The organism is Frischella perrara, from assembly GCF_000807275.1.
Lineage (GTDB): Bacteria > Pseudomonadota > Gammaproteobacteria > Enterobacterales > Orbaceae > Frischella > Frischella perrara.
This window is the reverse complement of the sequence record NZ_CP009056.1, coordinates 1,814,974-1,835,187: the sequence shown is the minus strand read 5'-3', so window position 1 is coordinate 1,835,187 and position 20,214 is coordinate 1,814,974. Positions and strand designations below refer to the sequence as shown.

The following is a 20,214-nucleotide window of genomic DNA, read 5'->3' as shown; positions in this document are numbered from 1 at the left end:
GCATGACATTGCCAAGAAGGGTTATTGGATGAATTTATTGAGGTATTCTAGAATAGCCTCAAAAAAAATTAAATTTGAGGCATTAAGGGTCAACAACCTGAATGTATAAATAAATTTTCCTGATAATTTGATCGTATTTTCCAATTCAGATTACGATAAAAAAACCAGTTCAACAGTATTTAGAAGAATTTGATATTTAATGCAATAGCAAAAATACTTTTACATATTATCTTAAAGAAGCAAAAAGAACATGGCATTAGTAGTCAAAAAATCTAAAGCAAAAAAGCACTTTCTCATTATTTAATAAAAAGTTAGATGTTTATAGAGGAAAAGCTGTAATTTAAATTGTAACTTTATTCAAAATGAGGGAAGAATTAATTAAATTTAAAATTAACAAAAATATAACTATCTATTTAATTATTACATTAAGTTCAGATAAAAATCGCAATAAAATTTAAATATCAATACAACATTGTGAATGTGAATGTGAATAAAACCGATTTTTGCTTTAATATTCTGTTTTTCAGCTATTATGAACATATAAATTGCAAAAGCTTTGGATATTCATGAATTAAATAATAATGAAGAATTTGCATAATTATAAATTTAATAAACTAATAAACTGAAAATATAAGAAGAAAGAAAACTCCTCATCATTCTCATTTATATTTCATATTTAGGAGAATTCTATAAAGGAAATAACAATATGAAAAATTTTATTTATATCCCAATCCTTCTATTAATTACAGTATTTACTGAAAGTAATATTAAAATAGTAGAGGCAAAGACTAAAAATAATGAAATCTTAATAACCAGTTCGTTTACTGGAGAAAAATTAATATCAAGTAAAGAATTTGTACGATCCGTAAATAGAACTTGTGAAGATGATGACACATGTACTCTTTCGAAGATAAAAAAAAGTTATTATCAGCAATTTCGTGACCTAAACAATGATGAAATAACCATATCGAAGCTTAAGAATAATATTGAATTAAAATTAAAAAAAGAAGAAACTCAAAACGAATTTTTAATAACTATCGAATTGATCTCATATAAAAATAATAAAAAAGTGGATTCTATAATATGTTATGAATACAAAAATGATCCAAATGATAGTTTGGCAGTTGAAAAACTGTACTATATAGAAGATTATAATTTATGGACACTATATTTTATTTATGATTTAGAATCCACAACAACTGGAAGTTGGATTAAATATAAAATCAATCCTGAAACAGGAAAATTTGAGTTAGCTAATCGATATGGCAGCACAATCTAACGTTGATGAAAAAATTGAAAAAAATGATGACAACTTATCGAATAAGACTGTAGGAATCATTTTAACTGCCGCCTATAAAGAACAGTTAGAAAAAAATATAATGAAACTTACCCGCAGTTAATCAAGTCAGATATTCCGGATAAAGTTGAGCTGGTTGAAGTTGATCACACTAGCTCATCTGTCAAAATACGTTTTTGTGTGGAAACTAAACATTATTGGATAGTGTCAAAAGATGTCTCTCACTTATTTGGACAAGATGGCGCACTTAATAGCGCGATTCCTTATTGGAATAATTTTCCGTTATCACTTGATAAGTTACCCCCTGCAACCAAAGATAACACGGTGCATTTTCCACGAACTGTTTCATTAAATTCATTAAGTAATGAAAATGTTTTGCAGAGGCTACATGTTTCCCGAGTTCAGAACATGTAAACGGTATAAGTGTAGATACATTATATAAATGGAAAGTCGAAGAAGATCAAAAAATAATAGATGCTATGGCAAAATTCCATTTCATTAAAAGGTTAGTTGGAATTAAATCATATTTTTATAAATTAACTAATGCTGAACAAAAGGATAAACTTCATAATACTCATTTACACTCAGGCGATTTTGATAATACTAAAGTAAAAGAGATTAAATTATTCTAATGATTAATCATGTGTAAGGATTATAAATTATGAAAGAAAAATTATTTATAATGTTGCTTTGTTTTTTCTTCTTTAATATTCATGCAGAGATAAAAGATACCAGTATAAAATCAAAGTTAATTTTCGATTCTAAGAACTACATAGGTGATGAACTTATAAGTAAAAAAGAGTTTGCTAAAAAAATAGATTTATCTTGCAATGTGGCTCATCCATATGGAGGAATTGATAAAGAAATCAATGAAGAGAGAAAAAAATGTATCTTTTCTAAAGTGACTTTTGATTATGAAAATATAGTAGATAACATGAAATTAAATGAAAAAATATATTTAACACCTATAAACGGTATCAATTTATTTTTAAAAAAGACAAAAGAACCAAATTATCCAAAAAACTTATTAGATGATGAGGTTAAAATATATACAGAAATGAATGATAAAGTAATTGATCAGCTAATCATTTACTCTAATGAGTATGATATGGAAAGTTATTATGCTAAATCACAATACTATTTCATTGATAATTATATCTATGTATTAAGTTCTAATATATTAGAAGAAGGGCAAACATTAAACTTTTGGGGTAAATATTCAATTGAGAATAATGGCAAATTTAAATTACAAGAATCTATTAAATGTCATTATCTTTTTAAAGATGGAAAAGAGATGAATGTATGTAAATAAGTTTAATTGTCAAAATGTTTACGCAGTAAATGAAGAGCATAAGCTAATAACAGGCTGGGTAAACATCAAAAAAGATGCTCAGAATCAGCGCCTAGCATTGGCAAGGATTTGAGACAGTAATCGAAAAAGCATCTGTGGGAGAATTTTATACTAAAATAAACGATAACCGAACAGAAACATTAGATATTAAAGAATACACTGATTCAATGAAAGCTATGCATAAAATCTTAATTGAATCACTGTTATATTCTGTTCAGCGAAAAAAAGGACTGCCACCTTTTACTGTAGAATTTCTCAAAGACGGTTTACGCAACAGTTGGATAGCCGAAATGATAGGTCACTTAATAATAAAATATGAAAGTGAATGGTATGCAGACGAAGCGCTAACCAAATGGAAAGAAATAGATAATTTACTTGAGGAAGAAAAACAGAAACAAAAAAAATTACTACAAAAATTGTTAGATCAAATGAATATACGAGAGCCTTTTCTGCGAGATTATGCCTTAAACATGGTGGATGAAGAGCATGAGAAAATAAAATCAATTTGGCAGCTGGAAAAAGAGCAACGTATTAAACCCTCCCTTTGGTGGCGAGAAGTAGCACAATCCCAACCAACCCAATCATCAAACAACCAAACACCACAAACACCGGCACTAAGCAATCTTTCTACTGATGGTAAAGCATGGTTTATTCATCCAGTATCAATGCTGGGTAGATTTGTAAATCCAGGTATAGTGACATATCATATTTATCACGATGGAAAAATTGAAAAACACATACCACAGGAAATATTGAAAGGTTACGAGCAAAAATATAAGTATGTTTATCATGATCAAAACGGTAATGAACATGAAATATGTATTTGTGATTGGCATACAATAAATAAACTATTATTTAAAAAGCTAACAATTACTGAACAAGACTCTTTCACATATCCTAAATATGGGACTGTCAGTGAAGCAAAAAAAACAGTTGATGAAGAAATAATAGTTGCAAGAGCTGTTTATACCAATGGTGCGATTCATGAATGGATTAGAAAAGGTGATGAAATAGATATACAAGAAAGATTAACGCTTTCTAGTGGTGATATTGCTGAATATGGTAAAACCAAAGGATGGGTAATATATAAAAGACAAAAAGAAGAAGCTCAATTAGTTAGATTACCAGATAGTTTAAATTATTCTAATGGAGATGTCGTGATTAATTACCAATTGGAGCAAACATACCGGAAATATACTAATCCTGATGTAATGGCGGGTTTTCTTGGAGCTTTAGCTGAGATCAAATTAAAAGTAATTTCAACTGGTAGTGCTTTTAAAAATGGTAGTTGTTATCCGAGTAAATTACATGTTAATGGTGAAAGCATCGATACTGCTTATTTTAATAGATACGCAAGATATGATAAAAATCCTGATTTATTAAATTGGGATAATGATAAAGCTTTTATAAGAGCATTACATAAATTTCATTTTCAAAATTTTAGAATAGGAATTAAATTCAAGAAAACATTCGAAAATATGCCAGGATATATAGATGGTAAAGATTTACATAACTCTCACTTACATACAGAAAATTTTGATGAAAAAGCAGTAATTACTAAAACAGATTAAATTACTGGGAGGTAAAAATTATGTCATTAAAAAAATTTAATTTCAGTTTTTTTATTATTCTTGTTTTTTTTATAACTAATTGCTATGCAAATCAATCATCAGAAACATGGTATTTTTATAAAGTTTCAAAAAGTACAGTCTATGGTGAGACAGAAGAAACTAGAGATAATTTATTGCAGAAGAGAGAAGCTATAATTGAACAGTTTGCTGATACAATAATAGAGCTGACAGATAGTCATTTAAAAATTAATAATCAATGTTTATCAGAATATTCTATTCATTCGACTAGTTCCAAAAATTATTGGGGATCAAGTCAAAATAACACTTTATATAAAAATCTTTTCATCAAAGAAAGCATATCTTTGAAGGAAAAAATAGATGTTATTAACTTTTCTGAATCGAATAAATCATGTTCAGAAATTTTTAACAAATTAATTAAATTTGATGATTATTTAGTGAACATAACAAACGAGGGGTATTTAATATTTTTTTCAAAACAAGCCGATAAAAAGCAGTTGTCAAGTGAATATAAAGGACGTCATCGGCCGTTCAGTTTATTTGGACATCCAATGATTAAGGACAAAAGAATTATCAATCAGATAAATAAAAACTGTAATTTTTTTGCCAATGAAGATAAATCTTTAAAATATGGAGAATGTGCCTTCGATGAGTTGTATGTTTATTATCCTTATATTTTCTCGAAAATTAAAACGTCATTATATAAATCTTCTCTAAATAAAGTTAATGATTATGAATATTATTTATTATCAAAATTTCCAACAGATTCAAATAACCTTGATCACCTTGAAATAACTTTAAATATAGAAAAAAAAGGTGAGGTTATAGATAGCATTATGATATACAAGGAAAGTGGATCTACATTGATACCTAAATTTCAATATTATTATATTGATAATCAATTGCAAAATTTATGGCTTTTACAAATTGTAATGTATGAAAATAGTTCTCTAACAAATGAAATCTCTTTTTATGAAGTTAAACAAATTGATTATTGGAAACATTATCAAATTGATGAAAATAAACATTTTAAATTAATTGAATCTATAGAATGCAATTATAAATATGATAGCCCTAGTAGTGATTCTCCAACAAGTTGGGAATGTAAATAAAATTTAATCATTGAGAACTATAAAATTTATAAAAATCTAGATTTTGTAATCTAACTTTGGTTGCCATGAAAACCATTTGCGATTATTTAGCGTAACCATCAATGATGCTGAATTAATTAAAATGCCGATTCTTCAGATAAACAATTTGACAATTTTAATATCAAATATGGTTTTGAAGATTCCAAACGTCATTATGCTAATCCAGGGTTATTTGCTGCAATGTTAGGCCGTATCGCGGTTTATAATATAAGTGTTATTACCACAGGGAGTACATTTCAATGGGGGAGTTGTTTTTCAAGTATTTTACATATTAATGGTATGAGTATTGATTTTACCTACAAGTCATATAAAGGGAAAAAAACAGTCGAAATAAACGGTAAAAAAATTCGGGAGCGTGATTACCATCCACATACTTCTCAACAATATAAAGATGACGAAGCTTTTTTAAATGCGATGCGGTTATTTTTTGAGAAAATTCTAGTTGGCAAAAATGTGCATTTTGAAGAATTTAGAAAATTAAAAGGCGTTGTCAATGGTGGAGGATTACATGACGGTCATTTTCATGCAGAATTTTCACTCACCAAAATTAAAGAGATTGAGGAATAATATTATGAAATGCTCATATTATCTTGCATCATTATGTTTACTATTCAGCACCTACTGTTACAGTCAGCACTATCAAATAGAGGACAAATATCGTGGCGATCCATTATTTAGAAAAATCGACATGAATAAATTAGAAAAAGATTGTACTTATCCACTAAATTACTGGCAATTAAGTGACTCAAAACGAGAAGAAATAGATAAGTTTTGTCCTTTAAATAATCTCAAATTTGATTTTCAAGGATTATATAAATTTATTTATAAAGAGCCAGTAATCATCTATAACGGAAAAGATTTTCAACTGACATTAAGTATGTCAGAAGATTATGAGGATTATGAGGATTATGAGGATTATGAAAATAATGAAGATTATGAAGATAATGATATTGAATCCGATGTTACTATTTTTGGTGGTGGTATATCTCTATCAATAGTTAAAGATAATATCGTAAAAGATCAGGTTTATTTGGCTAATAATTCTATTTACCTTTCTGATTTTGCGGTAGCTTATCAACGTTATTTTATATCTCCACAGGGCGAGGTATATACATTATATTTGATAGAGACAGAAGAGGGTATTTGTCCAATGTTTTGGAAACACTATAAAATTGATAATCAAAAAATGAAGTTTGTACTTCAAGATATGTTACTCAATGTTACAGATGGGGAACTGTATCAAATTATTTATCCAAACCAATTCAATGTTATTTCGAATAAACCGGTTACAAAAATCGATCCCAAAGAACTTAAATCATGTGAAGATGAGTATAACAAAGAAGAATATTATAGTTGTTATATAGATATTTATAACCATTACAACAATAGATTAAAACAAAAAATTAACTTATTGAATAAAAATAACAATACAATAAAAAAATCTTATTCAAAAATACAGCAAAAAATGGCTTCAGATTGCTTAATGTTACCGCCTCCAGTTACTGGTAATAGGAGAAAGACCGATCCTTATTTATCTAACGTTATGTTTTGTTTGATCCAAAATTATAAACAAGAAATAACCGATATTGAAAAACAACTCGCTCACTAGCCAGTAAGTTGGAGTTGGAAGAATAACATAAAAAAAGTTAGATGATTACAGAGAAAAAGTTGTGTTTTTTTAAACGCAACTTTTTCAAAAATAAGGAAAGGATTAATGGTTAACAGATGAAATATTCTTATTATCTGGCATTCATTAATATCTTAAACATTATGTTATATTATTAATTAGCTAATTGATGTAATGAATGGTACCTCATCGCTTAATAATATTATTACTTCAATACTTTTTACCATTTTTTCTCTCTATCAAGATATTTTATCAATCCCTCTTTCGTCGAAAATTCACAACGTCTATCGGTTTCAAAATCATCAATACAAGGAATTTTTGATAAACTGTTATCATCCCCTATAAAAAATAACGCCCTCAATATACCATCTTCTTCTATATATAAAGGTAATTCAGTAAAGTTATAACTGTACGATTTGTTTGGTGTTATAGTATCATCGCTGTTCCTTTATGTCCTTTATATTCAATATTAATTGGAGGATGGGCAATATTATTATATTTAGGGAATCGATATTCTTCTGGAATGCTATCTAATTCAAAATATTCATCTGAATAAGCATTTGGCATGTTAAAAATTAAACTTAATAACATAAACAGTACTATTTTATATTTCATTGCATCACCTTATTTGAAAGAAACCGAATTAAATGCTTTTGCTTTATTTATTTTCTCAAAATTTGTTCGTCATTCGGCATAAGAATTAGTCACCAAATTGATTTTTTTGTTACATTATCAACATTTTCGTCTTTGTTGCCCTTATCTGAATATTTTATCTATTGTGCTAACATCACTAATAATATTGTTACTCATAAATATTAATATAAATAGTAGAACTTTTTTCATTACTAGATTACAACTACCGCACCGCAGATAGTAATCAAAATTCCCTTGTTAATGCCGATTCCAAAGATAGCACCACTCAAGGCACAGAATACCGCTACGGCGAACACTACAAAAGCAAAGGCGATAATAGCCAAATTGAAAGCGGGCAGTGGTATGCGAACATACGTCATGAGGCACATCTCAGTCAAAAGATGATTATTCAGGGAGAATGTAATGACTACCACTTACTGCCGGGTCAACGAATTATTATTGATAATAGTGGAATAGAAGGTATTAATGAAGGGGTTATCATTCTCTCGACCCAGAGTTACGCAGACCGCAGTGATGCTTACCAATGTCACTTTACTGCTATCCCGTACGATGTGTTAAAGCCATATCGACCAATGCCATTACCATGGCCACAAGTTGCAGGTACCTTACCGGCGAGAGTCACCAGTCCAGACAATGATACCTATGGGTATATTGACACAATGGGTCGTTACCGAGTTAAGTTTGATTTTGACCTCAAGACATGGAAAAACGGCGAAGAGAGCTTATGGGTAAGGTTGGCTAAACCGTATGCGGGCAGTACTTATGGTTTTCATTTTCCGTTAATTGATGGCACAGGTGTTGCTATCGCTTTTAGCGAAGGTAATCCGGATAGACCATACATAGCACACGCACTACATGACAGCACTCACCCTGACCATGTGACCACCATCAATAAACATCGTAATGTCATTCGTACTCCAGCTAACAACAAACTGCGGATGGATGATAAACGCGGGCAAGAGCATATCAAATTAGCCACCGAATACGGTAAAACCCAGCTTAACATCGGTCATTTAGTTGACCAAAACAAAGAGCAGCGCGGTGAGGGGTTTGAATTGCGCACCGATGAGTGGGGTGCGATTGCTGCTAATAAAGGCTTATACCTGACCAGTCAGACCGAGCCTAAGGCAGAGGGCAAACAACTGGATATGCAAGGTGCCATTGCCCAACTGGAAAATGCGTTATCAATAGCTAAAGCGCTACAAAATGCAGCAATTGCCTCTGATGCCCATGATGCGGATACCGGCAGTCAAGAGCAACTTAAAGCGACATTAACCCAGTTAGCCCAAAGTGGCATTATTGCTTATGCACAAGAGGGGATAGCGTTAACCAGTCCGGAAAATATCCAACTGTCAACGTCAAATAGTGTATCGGTGACCAGTGAAAACCAGACAGACATCAATGCCTTAAAAAACATCACGCTTTCATCAGGGGAATCAATTAGTTTATTTGCCCATAAATCAGGCATGAAAGTCTTTGCCAATCAGGGAGATGTTGAAGTACAAGCGCAAAATGCCAACCTAAATATGGCCGCCAAACAAGATATTAAAATAGACAGTGTCGATGGAAAGCTGACGGTCACCGCAAGTCAAGAGCTGATGTTAATGTGTGGCGGTTCATACATCAAACTCAGCGGTGAAGGAATTGAACTGGGTACGGCTGATAATGTTTATATAAAAAGTAGTGCATTGCAGAAAATGGGACCAGAAATATCACAAATTGATAGCCTATACTTACCATGTAAAACGGATGATAGTTTATATCATATAAAATTTCTATTGAAAGATACCAATACAAATGAACCTTTAAAAAATGTTAAATATGAAATTATATTAGCTAATGGTATTAAGTTAAAAGGAATAAGCGATAATAAAGGATATACTAAAAAAATTATTTCAGAAAATAATGAAATTGTTAATTTAAGGATTTTTAAACCATCATTTACAAATAATTGAATTTGATTTAAGAGATGATAGATTTATGAGTAAAATTGAAATAATGAATTCCGAAATGAATAAAATTGACAATGATGATGTGAAGGAAGCTTATATTAGTGGATCTGAAGACTATTTAATTCCATTAGTTTTTCCTTATTATCTTATTCGATTAGAAGGAGGAAGTGCAGCAACGTCAAATAAATATTTAGGCACAGAGCGGGTTCCTTATTTGGGACATGCTGGAGTATTAATAATTAATGGTCAAAATGGTAAAACCAAATATTATGAATATGGTAGATATCCTCCAGGAGATCTTGGGAGAACGAGAAGTGTTCCAATAAATAATGTTAAAATAACTCCAAAAAAAATGATAACAATAACATCATTAAAACAAGTATTACGCAAAATATCAGCATCATCAGGACAAAAAGGAAGAATTGAAGGAGGAATTCTTAGGAGTGACAACATATATGATAAGGCAGTAGAATATTGTGAAAAAAAAATAAAAGAAAATGATGATCTTAATAGAAAGCCTTATTCAATTTATAGTAACAGCTGCGTAACATTTGTACGAGAATTGACTGTATATTTAGGTTTTTACGCTCCAACAATAGTCTCATATACTTCACTAGCAGGATATTTTGGGAGCAGAGTTCCAACTCTATATATGCAGCAATTTCAATTAATTATTACAGTAAGAGACTTATTTTATAACTACAAAACAAATGAATTAGAGGTTAATTTCTAATGATAAAGATAATCAATTATACGTTTTTACTTTTATTTTTTTATACTATTGATATTTTTGCTTCCAATAAAGTTGTATTAGCTGTAAATAATAGTTCTATTTCTTATTATAACGGAAAGGATATTGAGACTTTAACAATTACTTCAACAAAACAACCCGACTATTGTATTTTGATTTCATCAAGTGGGGGGATCCCTTTCACAAAAGGTAAAATATATTTCAATGAACCTATAGAATCATTAAAAAAAGCACTAAAAAATGCTTATTTGAATCCAGCTTCAAAATGGTGGTCAATTGAACTATATCATGATAATGATTTTAATCACCCTTATGCAATTTTACCTATTACTCCGAATAAAGAATGCGATAATGGCGGATTAAACTTCGAAATTATTGAACAACATCCGCCTTATTACTTTGTTTCAATAAAACTTAATGATAAAACTATTTATGAATTAGGCTTTATTAAATCAGAAATTGAATTAAATGAAAAAGATTTTGATTTTGCTTTATTTGAAGAAATTTATATGAAAAACAATAATAAATACACTTTATTATCATGTGATGAAACAAATTTTGACTGTAGTATTGCCAAATATGCATATCCTTACCAATTTTTTAAATAAAAAAACAATATGTATAATGATTTCACTTAAATTATAAATATTAATTTAAGTGAAATAAATAATTATGGTTGACATAAAACAATCGAATTACTTTAAATGGTTAGATAAACTAAATATCATCAATAGAAAAAACAGTCTTTTCAAAAGGATTTTGAGAAAATAAAAAAGTATTACCATTACCCTGAGTTTTTTATACCTTTATTACTTAATTATCCAACTCCTGAAGTTTTGTTTACTGACCTTCAATTGAGTGAGGGAGATAATAAACAAAAATTGACTTATTTACCACCAAAGGCAACATTTGAATTAGATGGAGAAAAAAACGGATACGCTAAAATTCGTAAGATTAATGATTGTGACGTTCCAAACCTATTAGTAAAAGAAAATGGCAGTTCAGACGCACTACATAAAGGTTATGTCAAAGTAACCTCACTGACTTCATTCACGTTTAAACCTGAAAAATTCAATGACATTGTGGTATTAAAATCACCGATTGCAATTTCAAGTGGCGATTTTATCGGTTATATCGGACATAATCAACGCCCCAAAGAATGTATTGGGGAATTAGTACAGACAGCGATATCAACGTTAAAACGTTCATCAGATGAAAAATTACCACAACTGTTACATGTTAAATTATTTACCTGTGATGACTTGCCAGCATTTATTACGAAAACCCGTGCTTTAGCCGATCGTTTACCGGAAAGTGAAAAAAACTAATTCTGGTTGAAAAAGGGGCGAGATTGATAAAAGAATCAAAAGAGGATGGTAACTTAAATTCAGGATTAGGCATAAAGTTTATTAGCGATAAAGATAATTATTACATTAAAATTAATCTGGAATATACTTTAAATTCAGAGGAATACTATATTGATAACAATCTGGCAGCACAATCTAACGTTGATGAAAAAATTGGAAAAAATGATGACAACCTAGCGAATAAGGCTGTAGAAATCATTTTAACAGCCGCCCATAAAGAACAGTTAGAAAAAAAATATAATGAAACTTATCCGCAGTTAATCAAGTCAGATATTCCGGATAAAGTTGAGCTGGTTGAAGTTGAGCACACTAGCTCATCTGTTAAAATACGTTTTTGTGTGGAAGCTAAACATTATTGGATAGTGTCAAAAGATGTCTCTCACTTATTTGGACAAGATGGCACACTTAATAGCGCGATTCCTTATTGGAATAATTTTCCGTTATCACTTGATAAGTTACCCCCTGCAACCAAAGATAACACGGTGCATTTTCCACGAACTGTTTCATTAAATTCATTAAGTAATGAGAATTTAATCGCGATAGAAGATGAAAGCACGGGTTCAATTTGGGCAAAAGTCACCGCAGGAAATGAACAGCGTTGGTCAGTAACAGGTTGGGTAAACATCAAAAAAGATGCTCAAGAGCACGTTAAACGAATCAGTCCTTGGCATTGGCAAGGATTTGAGACAGTAATCGAAAAAGCTTCTGTGGGAGAATTTTATACTAAAATAAACGATAACCGAACAGGGACATTAGATATTAAAGAATACACTGATTCAATGAAAGCTATGCATAAAATCTTAATTGAATCATTTTTATATTCTGTTCAGCGAAAAAAAGGACTGCCGCCTTTTACTGTAGAATTTCTCAAAGACGGTTTACGCAACAGTTGGATAGCCGAAATGATAGGTCACTTAATAATAAAATATGAAAGTGAATGGTATGCAGACGAAGCGCTAACCAAATGGAAAGAAATAGATAATTTACTTGAGGAAGAAAAACAGAAACAAAAAAAATTACTACAAAAATTGTTAGATCAAATGAATATACAAGAGCCTTTTCTGCGAGATTATGCCTTAAACATGGTGGATGAAGAGCATGAGAAAATAAAATCAATTTGGCAGCTGGAAAAAGAGCAACGTATTAAACCCTCCCTTTGGTGGCGAGAAATAGCACAATCCCAACCAACCCAATCATCAAACAACCAAACACCACAAACACCGGCACTAAGCAATCTTTCTACTGATGGTAAAGCATGGTTTATTCATCCAGTATCAATGCTGGGTAGATTTGTAAACCCAGGTATAGTGACATATCATATTTACCATGATGGAAAAATTGAAAAACACATACCACAGGAAATATCGAAAGACTACAAGCAAAAATATAAGTATGTTTATCATGATGTAAATAAAAATCAACATGAAATTGGTATTTTTAATATACATAAAACAAAAGCAATGGAAAGAGGAAATGTAGCTTTAGATTATGATGTAGAATTAATCAATGTAAAGGAGTTTGAAGAAGGATATAGTTCAAAAGAAGGAAATGTTAAAGCAAAATTTAAAACATTTAATAGTGATAGTAAAAGATGGTATATAAATCCAAATTGCTTTGCTGGATTACTTGGAGCAATGCTTGAATTAAATATTGATTATCTAGGTTTTAATGGATTTAGTACATATGATGCAAAATCTGTTGAAAGTAAATCTCATATAAATGGTATTGCTGGAGATTTGAGATATTTATCAATTTACAAACTACAAACTAGGAGAAAAGACATATTTAACACATTCACATTTCGATTTTGAAAAAACAGAATGAATTTAATGACGCATTATATAAATTTGGTTGGGCAAGAACTTCGTTAATGTATTCTGAATATTTTACTTATAAAAAGAAATCAAATACATTATTGAATTATACCAAACATATGCACAAAGAGGGTAAAGGTGGATATGCGCACTACCATCATTTACATATTTGTGGTTTTGATCATGATTTAATAGTAAATATAAGAGATTAAATATAAGTTTTTATATGAGTATTTTAATTATATAGGTATAAAATATGAGCAAGATTAGACAATTTTGTATTTTTTGGGTGGTAATTTTATTAGTCTTTCAAGTTAATGCACAAGATAAATTTAATAATAAAATTCTTTATGAGTTTAAAGAATATTCGTCAAAGGTCTCATCCCCTGAATATACGTTAAAAAATTTTTTCAGTGATAATCATGTTGTTTATGATGAAAATAATTCATTAAATTCACTTTTTCAACCAAATACCTCATTGAATAGTATGGTTAATCATAGAAAGCCTTATACAGGTGAAGCTAAATTTTTTAAAGAAATACATCTGGATAAAAATTTAAAAATTTTGCTCTTTGCATATTTAGATCCAGATGAACAAGATTCATATTTGAATTTATTTACAATCGAAATGCAGATTTTTGATAGAAATTATAATTTTATAGACAAAATAATTGTTGTCGATGGAGCTTTAGCAGAATGTTCAATTAACAAAAGAATTCGTTTATATAAAAATAGAAATTTTGAAATTATAGAAAAAGAAAAATGCTTAGATATAGAAGAAAATGATAGATTATTATCGGAACAAACTAAAGTAACTTATTATTACATTGATAAAAATGGGAAAATACAGTAACTATCCACTAAAATAAATAAAGAGTGTGATTATCCTGATGATGGGTATTATATATATGATAGTTATAACAAATGTTCATTAACAGAGTTAGGTATATATTTTGCCAGTGTAATAAATAAATTAGACGCCGAAAAAGAATATAGTTTTTAGAAAAATAAAGATAAATTCTATTTTACTAAAAATCAAATAAAAGAATTTGAATACGAAATATATTTGAATATAGAAAAAAAATAATAAATTAATAGACCGCTTACCCATCTATAAGGAAAATATTTTTGAATCAGCCACTCTCGCACAATATTACTATATTGATAATCAATTGCAAAATTTATGGCTTTTACAAATTGTAATGTATGAAAATAGTTCTCTAACAAATGAAATCTCTTTTTATGAAGTTAAACAAATTGATTATTGGAAACATTATCAAATTGATGAAAATAAACATTTTAAATTAATTGAATCTATAGAATGCAATTATAAATATGATAGCCCTAGTAGTGATTCTCCAACAAGTTGGGAATGTAAATAAAATTTAATCATTGAGAACTACAGAATTTATAAAAATCTAGATTTTGTAATCTAACTTTGGTTACCATGAAAACCATTTGCGATTATTTAGGGTAACCACCAATGATGCTGAATTAATTAAAATGCCCGATTCTTTAGATAAACAATTTGATAATTTTAATATCAAATATGATTTTAAAGATTCCAAACGTCATTATGCTAATCCAGGGTTATTTGCTGCAATGTTAGGCCGTATCGCGGTTTATAATATAAGTGTTATTACCACAGGGAGTACATTTCAATGGGGGAGTTGTTTTTCAAGTATTTTACATATTAATGGTATGAGTATTGATTTCTTATATAGATCTTATATAGCTAAAAATCAGTACCACCTACATACTTCTGAACAATATAAGGAAAACCTATGTTAAAGTTACTCATTTCCACCCTTTGTTTGACGTTACTAATCAGTGGTTGCCAATCGCCGATTAAATCTAAACCAATCGATCCCAATCTACCCAAAATGCCTTACAGCAGATGGCATATTAGTGGCCGTTATCCACACTATTTCTACGCTAAGGCATTTAGTACTATGATAAAAACCCAATCTAATAAATACAAAATTATTGATATTAACACTATGAATAATCAAAATTATAAGACACCAGGTCAATAGCAAACAGGATTTGGATTTAGCCATCTGCCAGTCTATTCTGATTTACCCGAGGAATTCTTTATTTGTTGGGTATCTTTTGCTGACCAGACTTTTTATCGAACCAAATTAGTGATGCCATTGTGGGCGCGTCAAGAGATGGTGAAACCACATCAATATTATTCCTATGCGCGTAATAAGAATCATATTGGTTATAATGATACTATTATTATTGGTTTTGCACCCGGAGGCAGTGTTACTGGATGGGTTACAGGAGTTCCTCAACAAGAAGCCATAGAGTTTGGAAAAGGAGTAACGGAACGAATACCACAAGGTTCAGATGTATGTCCAAATCCTTATATCGATGGGAAAATACCAGAAATTACAGATGAAGCTAAAGCATGGTTAAAGAAACATGGTATGCCGAAAGAGTGGCAAGAAAAATACAATAACGTCACTATGGGGCAATATCTTAAACTTAAAAACCCAGCCAGATTTTAATATTTGCTAATATGGATAATAAATAAAATAAAGCTTAATGACATTAGTCAAAATGACACGAGCCATCAAAGTTCACTTATTTGATTGGCTGGGCGTCTGTAAGATAAAACACTACAGAATAAGAAAAACCGATATTTAAATACTTCATTGTTGAACTAACAATGAAGTATTTTATGATAGTTATAACATCACGCTGTTAAAATTTGATAAGCAAGCTAGCTTTGATATTGCGTCCCATACCGTACGTATTTTCACCTAAATATAATCGGTAGTCTTTGTTAAATAGATTGTCTACTGAAAAACGAATTTCTGCCCGTGGTAGGTAAGTGGGTTGATAACTAGCAAATAGGTTATGGAGGGTATAACCTGATGAGGCCGGTAATCCGTAATAATCGGGATTAATATGCTTATTTTTATTGCGATCTTGCTTACGAACAAATTGCGCATTCCAACCCGCTTTAAAGTTCCATTCTGGAATTTTAAAACCAGTTGTAAATGTGGCGGTACGTGGGGCAATGGAAGCGACATAATTTCGTTTTTTTAGCCACGGCGCTTGGGCTGTTACATCACGCCGACCTTTTTGAATAGAATAGCTGGCGCTTGCAAACCAATAACGACTATCGTAATAAGATTCTAATTCAAGACCTTTTATGACTTTCTGACCTGGATTATTATGATAGTTAGATTGACCTAAAGGGCAATTTTTACCGGGTCCACATATTGTCCCTTGATATCCTCTCGTGATGAAAATCTCATCTGTTACTCGTTGTTTGAATAGTGTTGTTCTGATTTGCAATTTATCATTATCAAATAAGAGATCGCTATAGTCTAACATATTACCGATACGAATAGATAAATCGCGTTCTTTATCCAAATGGCGGCTAGTTGCACTTATTTTTCCTGAACCACCATTCGTTGGGGTAATTTGTACTTCATAATTTTCATCGATTGTCGGTGCTCGCCACGCATAACTTACATCACCGAAGAAACCGATATTTTTTGTTGCTTGCCAGTAGCTACCAAAACGCGGTGTCCATCCTGAATAAGTGACGGGAGAATAGTTATGACCAAAAAGTGGGTTAGGGTCATTATAGGCTTTGGCATAATTTCGTTTGCCATGATTGCGAACATAATCATAACGTAAACTAGGGGTTAGCACGATATTGTTAACGGATAATTGATCCTCAATATAAAAGCTATAAGTGCGTTGTGTTCCTGACGGCATGTAGGCTGGTTGAAAATATCCGCCATTATAATTAGGTTTGTTCGCATACTTTTGATAGTACATCAGCGTATCACGATCATGTAAATGAATTTGACTACCAATGAGTAACTTGTGATCCAGTATTCCAGTGGTAAAAGCACTGGTGTTTTCTATTTCATAAGTTTTGTCTGTATAGCTAACCCAACTTTCATTTCCCATAGTACCGATAGCTATAGGCGGATTATATTTTTTAGGTCGCGTATCATGTTGCTTGGTTTTTGAATAGGTCGCGTGAAATGTTAGATCAATAAGTGGATTATAGGTTGGTTGATAATTCCATTTGAATTGGGCTGAAGTATCAGTTTGATCACGTTTAACCAATTTTCTTAGCCATGCACCTTTATAGCCATATTTTCGAATTTGATCTTTCGTTGGTGGCGTCATTTTTTCGACATATTTTGCTGCCCACGGTTGCCATGAATCACGTTTAGATTGTACACCAGATATTGTAAAAGTCTGTTCTTCATTAGGTCTGAAATTTAACTTAGCCATGTAACTATCCATGTCATCTTGAGAAAACATAAAACGGCTACCGTCAGGTCGTTTAAAATTCCCACTATTACGATTGGTATAGTAAACCATGCCATCAAAACGGTCATCTTCCGTTCTTCCGTAAACTGACCCCGTTGTCATATTTTGATGGTTATTCGAATGAAAGCTATATTTAATTAATCCACCAACAAGTCGACCTGGATCAAGTAGGTCAATAGCATCTTTCGTTTCCATTCGAATTACACCACCAAATCCACCATTGCCAAATTTAACATCATGAGGTCCTTTATTGACTTCAATTTGTTTTAGCAATTCAGGTTCAACAAAAATAGATCCTTGTTGATACTTCTGAAATCCCTTTTGTGCACCATCGACAATAATTTTTACATCTTCAACTTTACTAAAACCCCAAATGTTGATTGATTGTCCATTTGGTCTCATTGATCCAGTCATACTGACACCGGGGAGCGTATTAAGTAATTCGGCCACATTATCAGCTTGTTTTTGCTCAATTAAACTAGATGAGAGCGTTGAACGTCCAGCAATAACACTATTAATTTTAGTTAATTGTTCTGATGATGACGTATCGGCAATTACTGTAATGACATCTGTCACATCTTTATTATTTTTTGTTGTACTTTTAGAAGAGGTGTGCGATTTTTCGGAATCTTCTATTTCATTTTCTTGAACAGGAGGTTGCTGTGCATAAGAAGAAAAACCAAGAAAAAGCAACAATACTCCCGTTTTTTTGTAATTCATATGTATTCCTTGTCAGATTTAAAACTGAATGGATAGTAAATTCATTATAATATTATTTTTGTTAATGATAATCATTTGCAAATAGCAAGCATTTGCAGTATAGGTGCTTTACTGAATGATAGAAAGCAAATTTTTACGTTAAATATGTTTTTAATCCGTTTTATGATTAGCTTTAAGTTTGATTGGTTAAAATATCACCTATAACACGCTCGGGTTTTTTATTATCATCCTTAAGAATTTGATTTATCTTGTTTCGCACATACTACGGGTAAAGTTAACTTCCAATAAATGGCAAATAAACGAATTGTTAAGGTCACGATAATACCTAAAACGGTTGCCGATTCTAAAGGTAAGTTGAAATATAAATAGCTTATAGTGTGTACAGATCCGCCCACAAGGCAAGCTGTGGCGTAAATATCTGTTCGAAACACCATGGGTATATCACGAGCCAATACATCACGAAGTATACCGCCACCAACACCTGTTAAGACACCCATGCAAATCATGACAAGTTCATTAACCTGTGAAGCTACCGCTTTATTGACACCTATTCCGACAAAAACCGCCAAACCTATAGCATCTAAGACTGGCATTAGCCACTTAGGGTATTTGTTATAGGATGAATAACGAATAAATATCATTGCAAGAAAGGAGCTGATTATGGCAACCCAAAGATCCGTTGAATCAGTAATCCAAAAGATTGGACCATGATTTAGTAGGACATCTCGGATCGTGCCTCCGCCAACGGCTGTAATGACGCCCAGTACTAAGGCGCCAATGGGATCCATCTCTTTTTTTGCTGCTAACAAAACACCTGAAATTGCAAAAACAATAGTACCCAGAATATCACACCAAAAAATGTAGTTCATAGTATCAAGTCGTTACGTTACTATTTGCTCATTAGTTGTTTTAGCATAGTTTCAACAATTAAAGAGGACTGCTTTGCTGCAAGTGGCAAAAATTCATCGAAATTCACAGCTGAGGCTTTATCACCATTATCCGATATTGCTCTTACCACAATAAACGGCGTGGAAAACAACCAACATACGTGAGCGATAGCAGCAGCTTCCATTTCAACAGCCACGGTTTCAGGAAATTGGCTTTTAATGGTTGTTAATGCTTGTTCGCCATTGATGAAACTATCACCACTAGCTATAACGCCTGCAATGGCATTAACGCCTTGTGCTTCAATAGCTTGTTTGGCTATCATACGTAACGAATCGTCTGCGACGAAAGTGATTGGGCAGCCAGCCATTTGCCCCGGTTCGTATCCAAATGGGGTTAAATTAACATCGTGATAAATAGCTTGGGTAGAAACTACTACATCACCAATTTTAAGACGACTATCTGTGCCACCGGCTGAACCTGTATTAATAACTGCATCTACTTCAAAACGGCTTAATAATAAGGTGGTTGCACTGGCTGCGGCAACTTTGCCGATACCCGATTGTAATAACACAACTTCACAACCTTGAATTTGACCACAATAAAATTCAAAGCCAAAGATATTATCAATTTGGCAATCAGTGATCTTACTTTTCAGGATGGCAACTTCTTCTGCCATTGCGGCAATAATTGCAATTTTCATATTATCCCTTAGTGATGTGAAAAATATAATTAAATAAACAGTTAT

Annotated in this window: 21 protein-coding genes; 17 read left to right on the top strand and 4 right to left on the bottom strand. The window is 31.4% G+C overall.

Going from position 1 to position 20,214, the window contains the following annotated elements; translation table 11 throughout:
• Positions 1-706: 706 nt before the first annotated feature.
• The 8 genes from FPB0191_RS08025 to FPB0191_RS08000 all read left to right on the top strand — a co-directional run bounded on the left by FPB0191_RS08025 (position 707) and on the right by FPB0191_RS08000 (position 6,997).
• A complete protein-coding gene (locus FPB0191_RS08025; RefSeq protein ID WP_039105215.1) occupies positions 707-1,279 on the top strand; it encodes a hypothetical protein in 573 nt (190 codons plus the stop codon).
• Positions 1,263-1,400 carry a hypothetical protein gene (locus FPB0191_RS12195; protein WP_162485171.1) on the top strand — a complete coding sequence of 46 codons (138 nt, stop codon included), beginning with the start codon at positions 1,263-1,265 and terminating at the stop codon, positions 1,398-1,400. The genes FPB0191_RS08025 and FPB0191_RS12195 overlap by 17 nt, the downstream gene beginning before the upstream one ends.
• Positions 1,401-1,477: 77 nt before the next feature.
• On the top strand, positions 1,478-1,711 hold the full coding sequence (locus FPB0191_RS12190; protein WP_146202395.1) for a hypothetical protein: 234 nt from the start codon (positions 1,478-1,480) through the stop codon (positions 1,709-1,711).
• Between the two features lie 247 nt (positions 1,712-1,958).
• Positions 1,959-2,609 (top strand): hypothetical protein, encoded by a 651-nt coding sequence (locus FPB0191_RS08020; RefSeq protein ID WP_039105214.1) that lies wholly within the window; start codon positions 1,959-1,961, stop codon positions 2,607-2,609.
• Positions 2,610-2,743: 134 nt separating this feature from the next.
• Positions 2,744-4,219, top strand: coding sequence for a hypothetical protein (locus FPB0191_RS11765; RefSeq protein WP_052236877.1), 1,476 nt, complete (start codon positions 2,744-2,746; stop codon positions 4,217-4,219).
• Positions 4,220-4,239: 20 nt separating this feature from the next.
• Positions 4,240-5,349 carry a hypothetical protein gene (locus FPB0191_RS08010; protein ID WP_039105213.1) on the top strand — a complete coding sequence of 370 codons (1,110 nt, stop codon included), beginning with the start codon at positions 4,240-4,242 and terminating at the stop codon, positions 5,347-5,349.
• Positions 5,350-5,568: 219 nt separating this feature from the next.
• Positions 5,569-5,955 (top strand): hypothetical protein, encoded by a 387-nt coding sequence (locus FPB0191_RS08005; protein ID WP_039105212.1) that lies wholly within the window; start codon positions 5,569-5,571, stop codon positions 5,953-5,955.
• 121 nt (positions 5,956-6,076) lie between these two features.
• Positions 6,077-6,997: a hypothetical protein gene (locus FPB0191_RS08000; protein WP_162485170.1), complete on the top strand. Its 921-nt coding sequence runs from the start codon at positions 6,077-6,079 to the stop codon at positions 6,995-6,997.
• Positions 6,998-7,441: 444 nt separating this feature from the next.
• On the opposite strand, the gene FPB0191_RS12185 is transcribed toward FPB0191_RS08000, so the two are convergent.
• On the bottom strand, positions 7,442-7,630 hold the full coding sequence (locus FPB0191_RS12185; protein ID WP_162485169.1) for a hypothetical protein: 189 nt from the start codon (positions 7,628-7,630) through the stop codon (positions 7,442-7,444).
• A gap of 209 nt (positions 7,631-7,839) precedes the next feature.
• Here FPB0191_RS12185 and FPB0191_RS07995 point away from each other — a divergent pair, with 209 nt between their 5' ends.
• From FPB0191_RS07995 to FPB0191_RS07945, 9 genes are all read left to right on the top strand, one after another.
• Positions 7,840-9,624, top strand: a complete 1,785-nt coding sequence (locus tag FPB0191_RS07995) for a DUF2345 domain-containing protein (protein WP_238574500.1) — start codon at positions 7,840-7,842, stop codon at positions 9,622-9,624.
• Between the two features lie 25 nt (positions 9,625-9,649).
• Positions 9,650-10,354, top strand: a complete 705-nt coding sequence (locus FPB0191_RS11760) for a hypothetical protein (RefSeq protein WP_052236875.1) — start codon at positions 9,650-9,652, stop codon at positions 10,352-10,354.
• Positions 10,354-10,980, top strand: coding sequence for a hypothetical protein (locus tag FPB0191_RS07985; protein WP_039105210.1), 627 nt, complete (start codon positions 10,354-10,356; stop codon positions 10,978-10,980). Before FPB0191_RS11760 ends, FPB0191_RS07985 begins: the two co-directional genes overlap by 1 nt.
• Before the next feature lie 273 nt (positions 10,981-11,253).
• Positions 11,254-11,700, top strand: coding sequence for a hypothetical protein (locus FPB0191_RS07980; RefSeq protein WP_039105208.1), 447 nt, complete (start codon positions 11,254-11,256; stop codon positions 11,698-11,700).
• Between the two features lie 23 nt (positions 11,701-11,723).
• On the top strand, positions 11,724-13,550 hold the full coding sequence (locus FPB0191_RS07975; protein WP_039105206.1) for a hypothetical protein: 1,827 nt from the start codon (positions 11,724-11,726) through the stop codon (positions 13,548-13,550).
• A 259-nt stretch (positions 13,551-13,809) separates the two neighbouring features.
• Positions 13,810-14,406 (top strand): hypothetical protein, encoded by a 597-nt coding sequence (locus FPB0191_RS07965; RefSeq protein WP_039105203.1) that lies wholly within the window; start codon positions 13,810-13,812, stop codon positions 14,404-14,406.
• A gap of 650 nt (positions 14,407-15,056) precedes the next feature.
• Positions 15,057-15,344: a hypothetical protein gene (locus FPB0191_RS07955; RefSeq protein ID WP_162485168.1), complete on the top strand. Its 288-nt coding sequence runs from the start codon at positions 15,057-15,059 to the stop codon at positions 15,342-15,344.
• Positions 15,338-15,589, top strand: a complete 252-nt coding sequence (locus FPB0191_RS07950; RefSeq protein ID WP_039105198.1) for a DUF2931 family protein — start codon at positions 15,338-15,340, stop codon at positions 15,587-15,589. Before FPB0191_RS07955 ends, FPB0191_RS07950 begins: the two co-directional genes overlap by 7 nt.
• 24 nt (positions 15,590-15,613) lie before the next feature.
• Positions 15,614-16,066 carry a DUF2931 family protein gene (locus FPB0191_RS07945; RefSeq protein WP_082018286.1) on the top strand — a complete coding sequence of 151 codons (453 nt, stop codon included), beginning with the start codon at positions 15,614-15,616 and terminating at the stop codon, positions 16,064-16,066.
• A 196-nt stretch (positions 16,067-16,262) separates the two neighbouring features.
• Here the strand turns inward: FPB0191_RS07945 and FPB0191_RS07940 are convergent, their stop codons facing one another.
• From FPB0191_RS07940 to mtnN, 3 genes are all read right to left on the bottom strand, one after another.
• A complete protein-coding gene (locus FPB0191_RS07940; protein WP_052236874.1) occupies positions 16,263-18,581 on the bottom strand; it encodes a TonB-dependent hemoglobin/transferrin/lactoferrin family receptor in 2,319 nt (772 codons plus the stop codon).
• Between the two features lie 230 nt (positions 18,582-18,811).
• Positions 18,812-19,450, bottom strand: coding sequence for a TRIC cation channel family protein (locus tag FPB0191_RS07935; protein WP_039105194.1), 639 nt, complete (start codon positions 19,448-19,450; stop codon positions 18,812-18,814).
• Positions 19,451-19,470: 20 nt separating this feature from the next.
• Positions 19,471-20,169, bottom strand: a complete 699-nt coding sequence (gene mtnN, locus FPB0191_RS07930; protein ID WP_039105192.1) for a 5'-methylthioadenosine/S-adenosylhomocysteine nucleosidase — start codon at positions 20,167-20,169, stop codon at positions 19,471-19,473.
• Positions 20,170-20,214 lie beyond the last annotated feature (45 nt).